The sequence below is a fragment of the Candidatus Zixiibacteriota bacterium genome (genome assembly GCA_021159005.1).
Lineage (GTDB): Bacteria > Zixibacteria > MSB-5A5 > UBA10806 > 4484-95 > JAGGSN01.
Window position 1 is genome coordinate 1 of sequence record JAGGSN010000039.1, and the last position, 18,840, is coordinate 18,840.

Annotated in this window: 13 protein-coding genes; 12 read left to right on the plus strand and 1 reads right to left on the minus strand. The window is 41.9% G+C overall.

The window, feature by feature from the left end; translation table 11 throughout:
- The first annotated feature begins 255 nt into the window (after window positions 1-255).
- From J7K40_02580 to nadE, 9 genes are all read left to right on the plus strand, one after another.
- Entirely contained in the window at window positions 256-1,125 is an 870-nt protein-coding gene (locus tag J7K40_02580) for a hypothetical protein (GenBank protein MCD6161280.1), read from the plus strand.
- A gap of 168 nt (window positions 1,126-1,293) precedes the next feature.
- Window positions 1,294-2,391: a hypothetical protein gene (locus J7K40_02585; protein ID MCD6161281.1), complete on the plus strand. Its 1,098-nt coding sequence runs from the start codon at window positions 1,294-1,296 to the stop codon at window positions 2,389-2,391.
- 348 nt (window positions 2,392-2,739) lie between these two features.
- The gene (locus tag J7K40_02590) at window positions 2,740-4,911 is read left to right on the plus strand and encodes an acyl-CoA mutase large subunit family protein (GenBank protein MCD6161282.1); all 2,172 of its coding nucleotides are present in this window, start codon (window positions 2,740-2,742) and stop codon (window positions 4,909-4,911) included.
- Window positions 4,908-7,109, plus strand: a complete 2,202-nt coding sequence (gene scpA / locus J7K40_02595; GenBank protein ID MCD6161283.1) for a methylmalonyl-CoA mutase — start codon at window positions 4,908-4,910, stop codon at window positions 7,107-7,109. The genes J7K40_02590 and scpA overlap by 4 nt, the downstream gene beginning before the upstream one ends.
- A 314-nt stretch (window positions 7,110-7,423) precedes the next feature.
- Complete coding sequence (gene meaB, locus J7K40_02600; GenBank protein ID MCD6161284.1) at window positions 7,424-8,413, plus strand: methylmalonyl Co-A mutase-associated GTPase MeaB; 990 nt, start codon at window positions 7,424-7,426, stop codon at window positions 8,411-8,413.
- 420 nt (window positions 8,414-8,833) lie between these two features.
- A complete protein-coding gene (gene asnB, locus J7K40_02605) occupies window positions 8,834-10,813 on the plus strand; it encodes an asparagine synthase (glutamine-hydrolyzing) (protein MCD6161285.1) in 1,980 nt (659 codons plus the stop codon).
- A gap of 201 nt (window positions 10,814-11,014) precedes the next feature.
- A complete protein-coding gene (locus J7K40_02610) occupies window positions 11,015-11,212 on the plus strand; it encodes an acyl carrier protein (GenBank protein MCD6161286.1) in 198 nt (65 codons plus the stop codon).
- A 9-nt stretch (window positions 11,213-11,221) separates the two neighbouring features.
- Window positions 11,222-12,760, plus strand: coding sequence for an acyl--CoA ligase (locus J7K40_02615; protein ID MCD6161287.1), 1,539 nt, complete (start codon window positions 11,222-11,224; stop codon window positions 12,758-12,760).
- The gene (gene nadE / locus J7K40_02620) at window positions 12,760-13,722 is read left to right on the plus strand and encodes an NAD(+) synthase (GenBank protein ID MCD6161288.1); all 963 of its coding nucleotides are present in this window, start codon (window positions 12,760-12,762) and stop codon (window positions 13,720-13,722) included. The genes J7K40_02615 and nadE overlap by 1 nt, the downstream gene beginning before the upstream one ends.
- 53 nt (window positions 13,723-13,775) lie before the next feature.
- Here nadE and J7K40_02625 read toward each other — a convergent pair whose 3' ends face one another.
- Complete coding sequence (locus J7K40_02625; GenBank protein MCD6161289.1) at window positions 13,776-14,786, minus strand: NAD-dependent epimerase/dehydratase family protein; 1,011 nt, start codon at window positions 14,784-14,786, stop codon at window positions 13,776-13,778.
- Window positions 14,787-15,029: 243 nt separating this feature from the next.
- Here J7K40_02625 and J7K40_02630 point away from each other — a divergent pair, with 243 nt between their 5' ends.
- The 3 genes from J7K40_02630 (at window position 15,030) to J7K40_02640 (ending at window position 18,836) form a co-directional block, all read left to right on the plus strand.
- Window positions 15,030-17,003 carry a M4 family metallopeptidase gene (locus tag J7K40_02630; protein ID MCD6161290.1) on the plus strand — a complete coding sequence of 658 codons (1,974 nt, stop codon included), beginning with the start codon at window positions 15,030-15,032 and terminating at the stop codon, window positions 17,001-17,003.
- A gap of 77 nt (window positions 17,004-17,080) precedes the next feature.
- Entirely contained in the window at window positions 17,081-17,833 is a 753-nt protein-coding gene (locus tag J7K40_02635; protein MCD6161291.1) for a hypothetical protein, read from the plus strand.
- 25 nt (window positions 17,834-17,858) lie between these two features.
- Window positions 17,859-18,836, plus strand: coding sequence for a hypothetical protein (locus J7K40_02640; protein MCD6161292.1), 978 nt, complete (start codon window positions 17,859-17,861; stop codon window positions 18,834-18,836).
- Window positions 18,837-18,840: the final 4 nt, after the last annotated feature.

The window sequence follows — 18,840 nt, forward strand, 5'->3', positions numbered from 1 at the left end:
TTTTTAGCTATCGTAACAATTTACCATATTTTGATAATTTGACAAGATTATTTTCAGAGAAATTGTGATTAGTTTTATCCTTGCTTTTTTTATTATATTTAGCTAAATATCAGTTGGTATTATTAAAGCCGCTAAACAATACTAACGTATTATGGCAAATATGAAGTTTTATAGCTAAGCGGCTTAGGTTGACAGTTTTTACTTTGTTAAACACAACTGTTAAGGTATTAGTTATAGATTAACAGGCAGGCGCTTATGGCAGGATTGAAATTTACTAAAGGAACCGACCAAGAACATGAAGAAACACTTGATTCATATCTTATTAGTTCATCCTGGAAATCAGCCTGCGCATATGCCGGACAGCAAACAGCCTTTGAGGTGCGAACCGCCTTTGTGGGGGATGGCGCAAAGATAAAAATAGAAGGTAAAAGCGTTAATGGCAAAAAGCTGGGGAAAATATCAGGTGTAATTTATAGCAACATATATCGCCACAAGTTTGAGATTCCTGATAATATCGGACTTGATGATGAGATATATTTCAAAGTAGATTTCCCGGATAACAGCATCAATGGAGAGTCAAATAAAATACCGGTTTTGCCCACACCCAAAATTAAAAAAATCAGCTGGAGCGCCTCGGAGGCGCGGCGCGGCGATATCCTTACTCTTTCGGCAGAGCTTGAGGATGCGCGAGATAATACCGAGGTAAAGCTTGTTATCTATGAGTACGACAGCGATAAAGCTCATGATAGAATAGTCGAGGTTCCGGCGGTTATCAAGAGCGGCAAAATTGACGTTAAATGGGAATATGAATACCATGAAGATACCGATGAGATTCCCACTAAGGATGACATGCAGAAGTATGGCGGAAAATATAATCCCCCTGAATACTTTTTTACAATAAAATTTGGCGAGTTGGAACTTGGACGAAGCCAGGAATCAAAGCTTTTAAAATTCAAGGATTGGATTGAATTTGAATTCATTGGCGATGATGACGCTCCATTGGCTAATGCTGATTATACTATCACGTTCGCGGATGGTTCTGAAAAAAGCGGACAGCTTGACGACAAAGGCCGCGCCAAAATCGAGGATGCGCCGCCGGGAAGCTACACCGCTGATATTTCATAATGATTGGATAAAATATTATTTCGGTTTGAACTTTTTTTAGAGGTATTTTTTATGGCGCCGGGAAGACGAGCTAGAGCAAGAGGTAGGTCAGGTAGTAGGGGACGTGTTAGGCTGCAGCCCCAAACTTTAGCCTGGGATATCCGACAGCGTACGGTTACCGAGAGCCAAATGGCTACCCGTTTAAGTGTACAGGGTCTTACCAGCGCTTTCCATGGATCAAGTTTTACCGATCCCCAACAGCGCGCCGCCCTTGAAGCTTATTTTGGCTTTACCCAGGTTAGAAATCAGCGCGGAACATACTATGTAACTTTTAATCAAACCAGCGGTACAACCACTATTCTCGTTTTTAATATAGTTGGCAATTCAAATACCAGTACTCTTGATGTTGCCAAAGTCGGTACTCCTACCTCTACTTTGCCCAATGCCTCTGCAGTGCAAACAATCGAACGCCGCCTAACCCAAAATAGTATCAGCTTTATCGGACGCTGGAGCAATAATGATAAACGTATTATGCTGGCAGGCATAAACTGTCTCAGCAACAGAGAGCTTGGAAAAATGACTAACCTTCGAATAAGCCGACTATCAAGCCCATCAGGCACAGCAACTGAAGATTCCCGGACTATCGGCGCCTGCTATTTACAACAACACCATAAGATAGAGGTTTATGACTCAGCGCTTACCAATGGAGCTTTAATGGCGTTGGGCACCAGCGCTAATAGCCTTCTGCCGGCTGGGGCGCATAATATACTTCATGAGGCCGGGCATGTTTTAGCTTATGCGGAAATCCGTCAGGCGAGGGAACGCGACCAGCAAGCACAGCGTGATTTTGATGCCGCCAGAGCCGCAATGCGTTCTCGATGGTCTCCCCAATACTATCGCGAAACGGGAAGCGGCGCTTCGCTTCGATATTTTTGCGAACATCATTCGAGAGTTCCGAGTGAAAGAAGGTCTACATATCAAGCGGATGTTAGGAATCTGGAACGTACCCGAACTGCAAGGCAGACCGCTAATCAGACTTATGTCCAATTGACCCACAGCCAGGTTATGACACGTTTTGAGACTATCGCCAGAAATCTTACTCCGGTTACGCCATATAGCCAGCGAATAGCCCAACATGCGGTTCAGACTGGAAACGCCGATGACCGCTGGATAGCTTTAGAGGAATTTCTCGCAGAAAGTTTTGCGATTTATCGCTGGGATTCAGCCTGGCTTCAAACAAACCGACCAACTATTCATCGCTTTTTCACACAAAACAGACATGCATAATCAGCCGCATCCCTAATTGCCGTTCGTGTTATTCTCAGACAAACCCGGATAATCGGCGGACTATCAAATTCAATATCTATAATAAGATACCGATAAATAATTAATTGGGTTTGTCAAAATTGAATACATGAATTTCCAATTAATTACATTGCGGGAGGAATAATTCTAATTGGGGAACGCAGGATAAATATTTCTGTATTCTTATAGATTGCAGGATTTTATAAGCGTTTTAAATTAAACAATAAATGTCTATAAAAGACTAAAAAAAGCTTGTTATGTAAAAAAGTATCCCGTAACTTTTTACTGTAATATTATTATTTGAGGATACTCGTTATAGGAGAATAAAAAATGAGCGACAATTCTCGAACTACTAATCAGGCAACTGCTTTAAGGGAAAAGCTGGAATTCAATGATTTCCCGCAGCCAACTTATGAGAAGTGGCATGGAGAAGTAGACAAACAGCTTAAAGGCGGTTCATTTGAAAAATTGATGATAACGAAAACTTACGAAGACTTTAATCTTAAGCCGATTTACCTAAAAGATGATATTAGCCGTCTTGATTATATTAAATCACAGCCCGGTTTTCCTCCATATATCAGAAGCACTAATCCCTTAGGATATACTCAAAAATCATGGGAAATCGCCCAGGAAACCGCTTATCCAACACCCGAGCAGTTTAATAAGGCGATTCTTTATGATACTCAAAGAGGACAAACTGCCGTTAATATTATTTTAGATGCGGCTTCCCGTTTCGGTAAAGACCCCGATAAGGCCGCCTCCAATCAAGTCGGTCTAGATGGCGTTTCGATTGCCTCATTAACAGACCTTGAGAAAGCTCTAAATGGAATTGATATTGAGCAAATGCCGGTTTTTATCGATGCTGGAATATCAGCCATGCCTTTTGCGGCAATATATATCTCTTATGCTCGGAAGCATGGTAAGGATTTATCGAAACTCCGCGGAATAATTAAAACCGACCCGCTAAGAGAATTAACTGTTTCCGGCAAACTGCCTATTCCGCTCGAAACTGCCTTCAGCGAAATGGCTGTCTTAACGAAATGGACAAAAAACAATGTACCTGAATTGCGGACAATCGCAATTGACAGCGCGCCATACCATAACGGCGGAGCAAGCGCAGTTGAGGAATTAGCTTTTGCGATTGCGACCGCTGTGGAGTATATAAGAAAAACAGAATCAGACGAGTTATCAATCGACGATATTGCTTCTCGAATCTGTTTCGAGTTTTCGCTTGGCTCCAATTTCTTTACGGAAATTGCCAAGTTGAGAGCTGCGAGATTGCTATGGTCTAAAGTGGTTGATGCTTGCGGCGGAAATGAACAATCCGCCAAAATGGTAATTCATGCGCGTTCATCTGATATTAATAAAACCATGTATGATCCTTATGTGAATATGTTGAGAGCAACCACTGAAGCGTTTGCCGGCATAACAGGCGGATGCGATAGTCTGCATGCCGGCTTTTTTGATAAGGCAATTCGTTTGCCGGATGAGTTTTCCCGACGGTATTCGCGGAATATTCAGGTAATTCTCCAGCAGGAATGCCATTTCGATAAAGTAATAGACCCCGCCGGCGGTTCATGGTATATAGAATCGCTTACCGATTTAATCGCCCGCAAGGCATGGAGCATATTTCAGGAGATTGAGAAAAAGGGCGGTATGTTTAAAGCTCTTCGGGATGGACATCCCCAGAAAGTAATTGCCAAAACCGCTGCCTTAAGGATTGAAAATCTGGCAAAACGCAAGGATGTTTTGGTCGGCACAAACATGTATCCGAATCTATCGGAAAAGCCGCTTGAGGAAAAACCCCTTGACCATGAGATGATATTCAAAGAACGCTTAGAGCAAATAAAGCAAACTCGCTCATCGGCAGATACCTTGAAAACGGACTTACTGCAAAAAATATCCGATAGGACTGATGCAAACGATGACAATTTAATGGAATCGCTGACCGATGCCGCAACAGCGGGCGCGACTCTGGGAGAAATCAGCGAAAGCCTTCACAAAAGTAATAAGCAATCCATTGCTGTTGAGCCTGTAAAAACTATCAGGATACCGGAAATTTTTGAAGCTATTCGCCAAGCCGTTGGTAAGTACAAAGCAAAAACAGGAGAATCAATAAAAGTATTTTTAGTCAATTCGGGCAAAGTTTCGCAATATAAACCGCGGGCTGATTTCGCCTCGGGATTCTTTGGCGTGGGCGGCTTTGAGATTTTGCCAAGCCGCGATTTTAAATCAAATGATGAGACAGTAAAAAATATTCTGGATTCTAAGGCGCAGGTAGTAATTTTCTGTTCGGCTGATGATAACTATCCTGAAATCGTTCCGGCTTTATCAAAATCATTGAAACAGAAAAATCCCGATTTAATTACGGTAGTGGCAGGCAATCCGAAAAGGCTTGATGATTCGGTAAAGCATGCCGCTATTGATGAGTATATTTATATGGGAGTTAATGTTTATGAAACGCTTGTCAGGATTTCAAAACATCTGGAGGTGATCTCATGAGCGCGATACCGGATTTCTCGAAAATGGATTTTGGCTCAATAAAATCAGTTGACGATTCGAATCAATGGCGGCAAAAAGCTGAGCAGTTGGCAGGCAAGAAAATCGATGAGCTTTCATGGCAGACAATGGAGCAGATAGATGTCAAGCCGCTTTATACCGACAGCGATATCGAGCGACTCGAACATCTGGATTTCACCGCCGGCATCCCGCCATTTCTGAGAGGACCTTATGCTTCCATGTATGCAACCCGCCCTTGGACAGTCCGTCAGTATGCGGGCTTTTCGACCGCCGAGGAGAGCAATGCTTTCTACCGCCGCAATCTTGCCGCTGGTCAAAAAGGACTGTCTATCGCTTTCGATTTAGCCACTCATCGCGGTTATGATTCCGACCATCCGCGGGTCGTAGGCGATATTGGCAAGGCGGGTGTCGCTATCGATTCCATCAACGATATGAAGATTCTTTTTGATGGCATCCCGCTTGATAAGATGTCGGTTTCGATGACTATGAACGGCGCAGTTTTGCCGATTATGGCTTTTTATATTGTAGCCGCCGAGGAACAGGGAGTTAAACCCGAACAGCTTATCGGAACGATACAGAATGATATTCTAAAAGAATATATGGTCAGAAACACCTATATCTATCCGCCTATGCCTTCTATGAGAATCATCGCCGATATATTCGAGTACACCTCCAAATATATGCCCCATTTCAACAGCATCAGTATTTCCGGCTATCATATGCAGGAGGCAGGCGCTACCGCCGACCTTGAGATGGCTTATACTCTTGCCGATGGCCTTGAGTATGTCCGTACAGGTATTCAAGCCGGAATCAACATTGATTCCTTTGCTCCGCGTTTATCGTTTTTCTGGGCGATAGGCATGAATTTCTTCATGGAGATTGCCAAGATGCGCGCGGCTCGATTAATATGGGCAAAGCTGATTAAAGGCTTCAATCCTAAAAATTCAAAATCTATGTCTTTGCGCACTCACAGCCAGACTTCCGGCTGGAGCCTTACCGAACAGGACCCTTACAACAATGTAACCCGAACCTGTATTGAGGCGATGGCCGCCGCACTCGGACATACACAGTCTTTGCATACCAATTCGCTTGATGAGGCAATTGCTCTGCCGACAGATTTTTCCGCGCGAATAGCCCGCAATACACAATTATACCTTCAGCATGAAACAGGCATCTGCAATGTCATCGATCCCTGGGGCGGTTCGTATTTTGTCGAATCGCTCACGAATGCTTTAATGCATCGCGCTTGGGATCATATTATAGAAGTCGAAAAATTAGGCGGAATGGCTAAGGCAATCGAAACGGGCTTGCCTAAAATGCGCATAGAGGAAGCCTCAGCCCGCCGTCAGGCTTGGATTGATTCGGGCAAGGTTTCCATTGTCGGCGTGAACAAGTATCGTCTTGATAACGAAGAGCCAATGGAGATACTGGAGGTTGATAATGACTCAGTCCGCAATGCCCAGCTAAAAAGATTAGAAGAACTTCGGACAAAAAGAGACAGCTCTAAGGTTGAGGCGTCTTTGAATGAACTGACTAAAAGCGCTGAAACGAGAAAAGGCAATCTGCTCGACTTATCTATTAAAGCAGCTAAAGCCAGAGCAACTCTTGGCGAGATATCATACGCGTTAGAGAAAGTATTCGGCCGTCATAAAGCGACAACTAAAGCAATATCCGGAATCTATAGCACCGAATTTGGCGATAAGGAGATAGTGGCTTCTGTCCGCAAATCGGCAGATGAGTTCGAGAAGAGTCAGGGTCGTCGGCCCAGGATTATGGTCGCCAAGATAGGTCAGGATGGACATGACCGCGGCGCTAAGGTTATCGCCACTGCTTTTGCCGACCTCGGCTTTGATGTTGACATTGGGTCGTTATTCCAAACACCGGAGGAAACAGCCCGTCAGGCAGTTGAAAACGATGTGCATATAGTAGGCATGAGTTCGCTGGCAGGCGGCCATAAAACGCTTCTGCCGCAATTAGTCGAGGAACTAAACAAGCTAAACCGCGATGATATAATGGTTGTAATTGGCGGCGTGATACCGCCTCAAGATTATGAATATCTAATGAAAAATGGAGCCGATGCTATTTTTGGCCCCGGGACTGTTATCCCCTCAGCGGCGCAAAATATTTTAAACAAGCTAAACGAAAGGCTGCAATCAATAGGAATGGAAACGGTAAAGTAATTGCAGTAATTATTATAAAGATGTTGGTTAGTATTTTATGTTGTCGGAAGTTGCTTCCGACAGCTCTGGCAGAAGTATCCGCCTTTGCGGATGCCAGCGCATGTTATATATCATAAAAATTGTAATTGGCGTTTTCCTAAGGCGAACTCGGCTGTCAACAACGCTGGTGCACGAGGACGTACACCAGCCACACAATGAGGACGTGTACCAGCTGCGCAATATTGATTCCCCGCGGTGAGGAATGACAATAATTAGCATTTATTTAGGAAAGGCCGGACATTAATAGCAGCATAACTAAATTGCGAAAGTAGTTTATGGCAGTAAATCACAGCTTTTCAACAGATGATTATATAAAAGGGGTTTTAAATAGCGACCGGATGATTATAGGCCGGGTTATAACTCTTATAGAAAGCAATTCGCCGTCGCATATCGACAAAGCGCAAGCTGTTCTTCGGGAATTACTGCCGCATTCGGGCAATTCGACAAGGATTGGTATAACCGGAATGCCGGGAGCCGGCAAAAGCACATTTATTGATACCCTCGGCTGCTATTTGACCGGCAAAGGGCATAAGGTGGCTGTAATGGCGGTCGATCCCTCATCAAGTATAACAAGAGGAAGCATACTTGGCGATAAAACCCGCATGGAAAAACTGGCAGCAGACCCCAACGCTTTTATCCGACCCTCGCCCTCCGGCGGCATTCTTGGCGGAGTCGCCCGTAAAACAAGAGAGACCATGATTATTTTCGAAGCCGCTGGTTACGATGCTCTAATTATCGAAACAATTGGAGTTGGTCAAAATGAAATTACCGTCCGTTCGATGGTAGATTTTATCCTATTATTGATGATTGCGGGGGCTGGCGATGAACTTCAGGGGATAAAAAAGGGCATAATCGAAATCGCTGATGCAATAGTCATCAACAAAGCGGATGGCGATAACATAACCAAAGCCTTAACCGCCAGAGATGACTACAACCGGGCATTGCATTATCTGTCGCCTTCCAGTGATGACTGGTTTACTAAGGCTTTCACCTGTTCATCAATTACGGGAGACGGTGTACCTGATATCTGGCTGGTTATCGAAAAATTCAAAGATATTACACAGAAATCAGGTGCTTGGAAAAAGCAGCGACAGTTTCAGGCGCGCGATTGGCTTCATAGCCTGATAGAAGAACATCTCCATAACCTGTTTAGACATCATAAGGGCGTTAACAGCATTCTATCTCAAGTTGAAGCCGATGTTATAACAGGCAAGCTTCCGGTAACTACGGCGGCGAAAATGCTGATTGATAAATTTGAGGAATAAGATATTTATAAATCGGGATAGAAGCTCCCCGCCGCGCATGACATTCTGGCACTTAGTAATAAAACTAACTTTGTATACATCAACGCGTAGGGGCGTCCGCCTCAGGCGGATACGCCTTCTTTTTCACTTTTCCGTGAAATTATCCTTGCTTTATACGCATCATAAATCGATTCATTGTAATATCTTATATGGCAGTCACTGCAATAATGAACCTCAACTGCAAAATCCCGGATAATTTATTTATTGACATTTAATAAATTATCCGTATATCCGATAAGAAAAAGAAAAGCATGAAGATATGTCGGAACAATAATACTGTTCTATCGTTCTGAGTGTTGCTTGTTGTAAAGATGTTTGCAAAAGGATTAGATTATCTAATCATTAAGAACTATTTGCAATTCGATAAGAAAGAATAGATTTATGTGCGGCATTGCCGGATACTTTCAGCTTAAGGGAAAAACACAGCCGGACCGAGAACTTATCGCCAGGATGATAAATATTATTCGTCATCGCGGCCCTGATGAATTTGGCGTCTATCTCGATAATAAATGCGCTCTTGGGCAGGCGCGCCTCTCTATTATCGATTTGTCTGCCGGTTCACAGCCATTAGCGAACGAGGATGGAACTATCTGGATATCATATAATGGCGAAGTTTATAATTATATCGAGCTTCGTTCACAGCTTGAAAAAGCCGGTCATAAATTCAGCACCCGTTCCGATACAGAGGTGATTGTTCATGCTTACGAGCAATGGGGCAAGGATTGCGTTAATCATTTCAATGGCCAGTTTGCTTTTGCAATTTATGATAAAAACAAGCAATCGCTTTTTATAGCCCGCGACAGGCTGGGAATCAGGCCGGTTTTTTATACTATCCATAACGGCAGGTTTTATTTTGCCTCGGAGATAAAATCTATTTTCTGCGATTCCTCAGTTCCTCGAAAATTAGATTTTATTGGCCTCGATGAGATTTTCACCTGGTGGACTACCTCGCCGCCGCGCACGGCATTTGAAAATATTAACGAACTGGAAGCCGGAACTTATCTCGAAATTACAAATGGCAATATCAGTAAAAAACGTTATTGGCAGATGGAATTCCCCGAGACTTTTGACAATCAAAGGTCGGCCGATTCATGGGCGGAGGAACTTCATGCCCTGCTTGTTGATTCTGTCCGGCTTCGCCTTCGCGCTGATGTGCCGGTTGGGGGATATTTATCCGGCGGTCTGGATTCCTCGACAACTGTTGCATTAATTAAACATTTCACCGACACTAAAATTGAGACATTCTCCATAGCTTTTTTTGATAAGGCTTATGATGAGTCTGATTATCAAAACCAGATGGCTGATTTTCTAAGCACGAATCATCATCAGATAAAATGTTCTTATCATGATATCGCCGAGAACTTTCCACGGGTAATCTGGCATACCGAACGACCTATACTCAGAACCGCGCCTACTCCATTGATGATGCTTTCCGGTTTAGTTCGTCAGAATGACTTCAAGGTAGTGCTTACCGGCGAGGGCGCCGATGAAATTTTTGGCGGCTATGATATTTTTAAGGAAACCTTAATTCGCAAATTCTGGGCAAAAAATCCCGATTCAGCCTGGCGTCCGCTTCTATTAAGGAAATTATATCCGACTTTGCCATTATCGCCGGCTCGGGCAAGATTTTATCTAGAAAGCTTCTACAAAGCGGGGCTTTCGAAAACCGATAAATATTATTTCTCTCATATTCCGAGAATTAATACAACCACTAAAATCAAGGAATATTTCCGGGATGATGTTAAAACACTATTGAAAGATTACGATTCTGTTGCCGTATTTGGCCAAGACCTTCCCGGTAATTTTAATAACTGGCATCATCTGGCTAAGGCTCAGTACCTTGAGGTGAAATCGTTATTATCGGGTTACTTGCTGTCATCTCAGGGAGACAGAGTTGCCGCCGCTAATTCAGTAGAAACCCGTTTCCCTTTTTTAGATCATCGGGTTCTGAAATTTGCGGCGACTATTCCGCCAAAATATAAGCTTTTCGGATTGAAAGAAAAATATGCTCTTAAAAAGGCGATGTCGAAAGAACTGCCGCCGGAGATAGTAAAACGAGTGAAACAGCCGTATATGGCGCCTGATTCCAACAGTTTTTTCCAGAAAGATTCGCCCGGTTATATCGATGAGATTCTTTCTGAGGATGTTATTAAAAGCGGCGGAGTATTTAATCCGACATTTGTAACAAAATTAAAGGCAAAGTGCGCCAAACTCTCTCATGCTCATCTATCATTTAAGGATAACATGTCTATTATTGGCATAATATCTACCCAATTATTAATCGACCAATATTTAGACAATTTCAGACCTGTCGAAGCATTAGGAAGAGAGGCGTTTAAAATCTGGCATGAGGAAATTTAGATTGTAATGAATACTAACTTTGAACATTTTCATGTCGACTTTTATCAATAACTATAATATACTATGATTTGGCAAATAATATTTGTAGAATAAAACGATATGAGGAAACCGAATACGGTATAAATCGATAGCAATTGCAAAAGTTAAGGAGGCATCTTGGATATTCGAACCGAGCTGAGAACTTTTATACATGAAAACTTTATGATGGGAAGAGATATAGAAGAATTAACCGATTCCGGCTCTCTTTTGGAACTTGGGATAATCGATTCTACGGGTGTGCTCGAATTAGTCAATTTCATTGAGGAAACATACGGCTTTTCAATCGACGATGATGAATTGATACCCGAAAATCTCGATTCTATTGAGCACTTGATGAATTATATAAACAGGAAAAAGTGATAAAGAGTGATGCTGGTACATCAGTTTCTCGAGACAAACGCCGAAAAGCTTCCTTATAAGGATGTCGCCATACATTTAGGCGGTCGTATTAATTACTTTCAGCTCGAAGCCGCCGCAAACCGCTTAGCTAATAACTTAATCGGAAATGGCGTTAAACCGGGCGATAGAGTAGGCATAATCATAGAACCATCAATAAATTATATTATAGCCTATTTCGCTATACTCAAAGCCGGCGCTGTTGTCGTTGGACTAAATACCCAGAATACTCTTAGAAGCTACCGAAACGTTTTATGCGATTGTGAAGTGTCATGTTTGATAATCAGCAATAAACAGGCTTACCATGTTAAGGATCTCTATCGAGAAATTCAATCTTTAAATCTGATTATTTGTGATGGTTCTTATGACCGGTTTCCCAAAGGGATTTTGCCTCAGTACTGGCTTGATATTCAACTTAACGGCAGCCCTGCCAGACCTCAGGTACCCCGCAATTATGAGGATTACGCCCAGATAATCTATACCTCCGGCACTACCGGCTCACCAAAAGGAGTTGTGCTTTCTCATAAAAACCTCCATGCTAATACGGTTTCAATCGTAAAGTATCTTGATTTGAATCCGGATGACCGGGTTATGTCTATCCTGCCGTTTTATTACTCGTATGGTAATTCTGTTATGCTGACCCATATATTTTGCGGGGGAAGTCTCGTTATCGATAACCGCTTTGCTTACCCGAATGTGATATTGGATATAATGGCGACGGAGAGAGTTACAGGTTTTTCCGGAGTGCCGTCAACCTTTGCCATATTGATGCATAAATCGAATATCAATAATTATAAGTTTGACCGCTTACGATATATCACCCAAGCGGGGGGACCAATGACGCCGGCTTTAACACAAAAGATAATGGAGGCGATGCCGCTATTAAAAATATTCATTATGTATGGTCAAACAGAGGCTTCCGCAAGGCTGTCATATCTCGAACCAAATATGCTTCTTGAAAAAATCGGCTCTATCGGCAAAGCAATTCCGGGAGTAGAATTAACCGTTAAGGATGAAAAAGGCAAGGTTTGCAAACCCGGCGAGATAGGTGAAATTATCGCTAAGGGCGATAATATAATGGTCGGCTATTGGAATCAGCCGGAATCAACTAAAATGATTCTTAAAGAGGATGGTCTTCACACGAAAGATTTAGCTCGAATTGATGAGGATGGTTATCTATATATCGTCAGCCGAGCATCAGATATGATTAAAAGCGGCGCGCATCGAATTTCACCCAAGGAAATAGAGGAAGTGCTTGCCGAATTTCCCGGTATTATCGAATCAGCGGTAATCGGTGTTCCCGATGAGATACTGGGCGATGCTTTAGTGGCTTATATTGTCGTCAAGAATAAACTTGACGCTAAAGAATTTCGTAAACATTTGCGCTTAAACATAGCGCCATATAAAATTCCCAAAAAGATAATAGAGATTGAAACTTTGCCGAAAACCCCTTCTGGTAAAATAAAAAAGTTTCAGTTAGTAGAAAATTATATAGAGAAAGCGAGGCTGTAATGTCTTTTTCTTTAGATTCATTACAAATTGATTGTGAAAAAACCGTAAATCAGCTAACCGAAACACTTAAAAAACAGGTTCATGTTCAAATGAATAGAAGCGGAGCCGTTGTCGGAACCTCCGGCGGTATTGATTCGGCAGTGGTAGCGGCGCTTTGTGCAAAAGCTTTTGGCCAGAAGAAGATGCTTGGAGTTCTTCTGCCTGATAAGGATTCCTCGCCCGAATCTTCCAAATTGGGCAAGCTGCTAGCAAAGACCTATGGTTATGAATATATCACTGAAGATATTACAAGCTCTCTGGAGGGTGCCGACTGTTATGCCCGTCGGGACGAAGCTATTGCCCGCGTTTTCCCCGAGTATAAACCCGGCTGGAAAGCTAAAATCGTTTTACCCACCAAGATTCTTGAACAAAGCCAGCTTAATATATTCAAGCTGACTGTTACCAGTCCCAATGGCGAACCTAAAACAAAAAGACTGCCCTTAAAAGAGTATTTGGAAATTGTTGCCGCCTCCAATATGAAACAGCGAACCAGGATGATGGTTCTTTATTACCATGCTGAAAAACTCAATTATGCCGTAATCGGCACCGGCAACAAGAACGAACATGAACAGGGTTTCTTTGTTAAATATGGCGATGGCGGCGCTGACTGCAAACCGATTGCTCATTTTTTTAAAACGCAAGTATTCCAGTTGGCTGAATATCTTGAGGTGCCTAAGGAAATACGAACTAGAACGCCTACAACCGATACTTATCCTGATGAGCAGACGCAGGAGGAATTCTTTTTCGGCCTGAAATTTAAAACCATGGATCTTATTTGGTACGCTTTAGAGAATAATATCCCGATTGATGAAGTCTCCAGGGTTATGGATTTAAAGCCTGAGCAGATTCAAAGGGTTTGGAACGACCTGAAGCAGAAAAAGCGGACAACCGAATATCTAAGAATGGCGCCCTTACATATTTGATGTGTACCCGGGTTTATCGAGACAATAACAAACCCTGACTATTCCATGTAATTTCATTTTCTTTTATTGTGAGTATCTCTTACAAATTTAACTTTTTTTAAAATCCCCGCCAGCGTCTCCGCTAATGGCTTCGGCGTATACCCCAACTCACGCTGGGCTTTCTCCGATGAGTAATACAGTTTCAACCCGACTAACCGCACAACATTGCGATTCAATTTTGGTTTTTTCTTTTTGAAAAGATAAATCAATTCCGAGATACAAGCCAAAAGATATAATCCCCAATATGGAATTTTTATCAGCGGTTTTTTAATACCCAGAAACTTATTTGCCAACTCAAACGCCTTTGAAGGGTTCAGGTTATCGGCGGCGAGAATATATCGCTGGCCAGGTCTCCCCTTCTCTAAGGCTCCGATAATGCCGTCTATGACATCGGCGGTTTCAACCAGATTAATGCCAAAATCGAAATAGACCGGGATACGCTTGGGTATTTTCCTGAGGTCTTTCTCGGTTAGCTTTCTATCGGGCGGAGATACCATAATCGAGGGGTTTACTACTACTACTTCAAGCGAATCGCCATTGGCACCAAGAGCGAAATCCTCAGCCTCGCGTTTGGTTTCGAAATACGGCAGACCATAGCCGGCGAGATTGAACTCTGTCTCCTCATCAAGCGGGCGGCCATTAACTGAGCCGCCAACCGCCGCCACTGATGACACATGCAGAAGCCGCTGAACATCGCCAAGCGTGCAGGCATCGATGACATGCTTAGTGCCAATCACATTGACCCGATACATATACTCGGTATCAGCTTTGCTTAGCGGCCGAATGCTTACCCGCGCCGCGCCGTGGATGACATAATCGCAGCCTTTAACCGCCCCATACATCCAGAGCGGCTCGGTGATATCGCCGATGACAGGCTCAACGCCTTGGGGGCAATACTTATCGGCTTTCTCAGGCGAACGATAGTGTGCTCTTATGCTATAGCCGCGCGCAAGCAATTCCCTGACCAATCGCCGTCCAAGCTGGCCGCTGGCGCCGGTTACGAGGACTGTTTTGGGTGTGTTCATAGGAGTAAGTTTAATATATTTGAATGAGGATTACAAAGGGTAAATGGGCTGGTAGGCGGGGTTAGGCTGTTGGGTGCGGATAATTTTATTTAAGAAAAAAGCTTGACATATATATCTAATTTAGATTAAATTATTAATGAGTGAGTGATCGCTTTTAAGCAAACAGCTTAAACTTCTGTGATAATTGAATATGAACAAGATGGTAAAATATTTAGCCGTTAACTTTTAAACTAAAGGGGATTTATGCTGAAACGATTCAAATGTGGAGTTATGGGGGGGGTATTGCTATTATTGGCTGCTGGTTTATTATCACCTATTATCAGAGCTAAAAGATGGATAGCTATATTTGTACTGTGTTTATTGCTTACAAATAATTCATTTTCTCAAATGCGAATACGATATGGCGATTATCACTTACAGTTGGAAATTGGTCAGCAAGTAGATGTGCCTATTTACATTTATGTAATTGATGGTGGAACATATAATATTGGCGATTTCTGCTTGCCGCTGGGCTGTAATGACGACTACTTTTCATCTGTAGATGATTTTGTACGTTCAAGTGCTACGGATGATTGGGAGGCAATTAGTGGGGAAAATCTACAATTAAATCATCCGGAAAATAATTGGACTACTTTGTCTGGTCTTGGTTGGTTTAGCTTCGGAGGTCCTGCTACACCTGTAATTCTTACACCGAGCAATTCTGAAGAGATTGTAGGATTTATGAGGATGACAGTTAGAGGAAACGTTGCTCCTGGTTTTTATACAGATGTATTTAGGCAGAGTTCAGATACTTATCAAGGAGAAGCAAATGTCGGAGATACTATAGGTAATATGTATACTGTTGAAAGAGAATCATTTGGCATCAACATTGAATTCGTTATAACGCAGATATGCTCACCTGATTGTCCGTATGTGGCTTCGGGAAATGGATCGATTGTTTATCACAATTATATTGATGTTTTTTGTGATGGAGGAACCACTTATACATTGGATGATATTTCGAGAAGAGAAGGCGCTAACGGTGAAATGGGGGATAACCAAAGCATATTTTCAAAAGATTATGACTCACATGAACATTATTCTCATCCAGATTTATTATGGAACGATAATAGTCTTCGCCCAGCTATTGATGCTAATGTTTATGCAGGATTTGTATATGATTTTTTGTATCAATTTCACTACGGGCATTTCAGTTTTCAACGAAATGGCTGGGCAGGCGATGGACGTGATATGGCTTCGGCTTTAGACAATCCTGATATACCAGATAATGCAGGTTATTCTCCCAGCCACCATGAAGTTTGTTACGGTGTAGTTCAAACTCGACCTTACTCTTGTGCAGCATATCCTTTTATAGTTGCACATGAATGGGCACATGGTTTAACTCATTCTGAATCCAATTTATGGTACAGATCTGAATATGGTGCCTTAAATGAAGCTTTCTCTAACATGACAGCAGGTTATTATTGCTATTTAGATGGAGATCTTACTTGGTGGGAATTAGGAAAAGATTATAATGGACCCGGTAATAATCACAATGATTTAGATGACCCTCATTTGCATAATGACCCAGGCGCTTATTTGATTGATCCATATTGGCAAGATCTATCAAGTTGCAATCCCACTCCATATAACGACTATTGTTATGTTCACACTAATTGTACAGTTCCCGAATTGATGTTTTACTTATTAGCAGAGGGTGGTCAAAATCCTTACCTAGGCCTAATTCCCGGTCTTCGGGATGTTACAGTTACCGACATCGGTATTGATAATGCCATGATGATTATGTATTTTGCTAATTGTGCTGACTGGAACGATCGTACTGATTTTATTCAGGCCAGGGGCTGGACTATTTTCCGGGCATTAGAAGAAGAGAGTGTTTTTGGCGAATGGTCAATTCCTGTTTCTCAAGCATGGGAGGCTGTGAATGTTTATGATTTTAGTTGTAGTTATATTCCCGGTGATTGTGATGATGATTCTAATGCTGGTACTATAGCCGATTATAATTTTCTTCATGAATATTTGCTTGGACATCCGGGTAATCCATTGGAATGCGAGCTAACTCGAGAATCCCCACCATTTTATCCGGCTTTAGATGTCAATGGTGATTGTGATATAGATTTGATGGATTTAATGTATTATGGTAAATATATTTGCGCACAGCATGGTAGAGATGATACGTGGAGCTTTAAATGGTGTCAACTATATCCGGCTAATTAATATAGGATAGACACACAATTATAAAACAATGATCTTTTCAAGAAAAACCAAACTGATTAATAAACGTAGGAGGAATTATGAAAATTATTGTTTCAATGTTAATTGCAATTATTGTTTTAGCATCTATTGCTTTTGCTGATAATAATGATGAATCAATAACCCAATCCGATTCATCCAAGCAGAGGAAAATTGACGCAAAATCAAAAAGCGCTAGTGAATTCTCGGAAGAATATAGCAAGAAAAATAATTTGATAACAAGTTCAGATCAAAATAGTTATCAATCAAAAAAGATTGCAAAATACAATCAAGGTATTACCGCTACCGATTCTTTGGAAAAATGCTACCAATACTTAGAACTTTACAAAGAAAAGTATGGTATTTTGAATCCCAAAGAGGAATTTAAAGTTAGAAGAATCCTAAATACTGAAAACAGATTAACTATCGGTTTTTACCAAGTACATAATGATGTAAGAGTCATAGGTTATAGATATAGTATTTCATTTAATAGTGATTGCTTAATTAAATCTGCAAGCGGCCGTTATAATCCGAAAGCCAGGTTTGTCGATACAAATCCTTCAATTAATGAGGATGAAATTAAACATATCGCTATTAATGATCCACATGCTAAAGGAACCAGATTGGAACATGTAATAGAAACCGAATTAGCTATTGATTGTGAAGAGGATTGCCAATTAGTCTGGATAGTAACCATAGATAATATGAAAGACTCTAGCGTTAAATCTTTTGAAGAAATTATTTCTGGAGATTTTTATTTTGATGCAAATACTGGCAATTATTTGAAAATGTCCAATCCCCTAATTATTGATTGAATAGCAAATAAAAAGGATTATAAAAATGACAACAAGGATAAAAAAATCAATTACGACAGCCACAAAGCTATTATTGCCTTTTTTATTAATCGCTATGGCTGCTTCATTATATGCTGAAGATCCGGGCTTGCCGGATTCCGTCATTGTCGGTAACCTCAATGATTCTTTAATAGAAGCAAGTCCCGGAGATACTATAGACATCCCGGTCTGGATAAAAAATGATGAGAACATCATTGCCATTTATCTACCGATAGCTTTAGATTCTCAATATATTTCCGAGGATATAAGCGGCAATTTTTACGATATTTTTGATTCATTAAATACGCCTCATTGGGATGCAGCCGATTTTTTAATTCATTTTCCAGATGAGCCTATTGAAGGGCTTACAACATATTCCTTAATAGTTCTTTCTGAAAATGGTTCGCCTTGGTACTGGTATGTTTTTAATTCCGGATATGAGTGGGTTCACATGGCAGATTTCAGATTCATACTAAGTTCTGAGAATTTATCGGCAGGCGATAAAATACCTATTATACATGGAAATAGTCCTCGTATCGGCGGCATACATTTTTGTTTTGAAGATGTGTCTTTTTCAATTCATCCCGAATTCATCACCGGCGCCATCGCCATAGTCCCCGACGGCTACGCCTATCTCCCCGGCGATGCTAACATGGCGCTGGGCTTATGGCCGCCAAGAGTGCAAGGCAGCGATATGACCTACCTCGTTAATTATTTTAAGGGGTCATCCACAAGCCAGCCTTGCCTTCTGGATGGTTTTTGGGCCTCCGCTGATATTAATGGCGACTGCAATGTAATCGGCACTGATGTAACCCGGCTGGTTAACTATTTCAGAGGCACAGGCATTATCGAATACTGCGCCGATTACGAGCCGCTATGGCTCTCAACTTCAGAAGCTGAAGTTTGCGGCGAACCCGACGGCTGGCCAAACTGCGAGACGCCGCCTGTAACCGGCAGAGTTATACCAAGCGGCACCGGCATGTAAGATA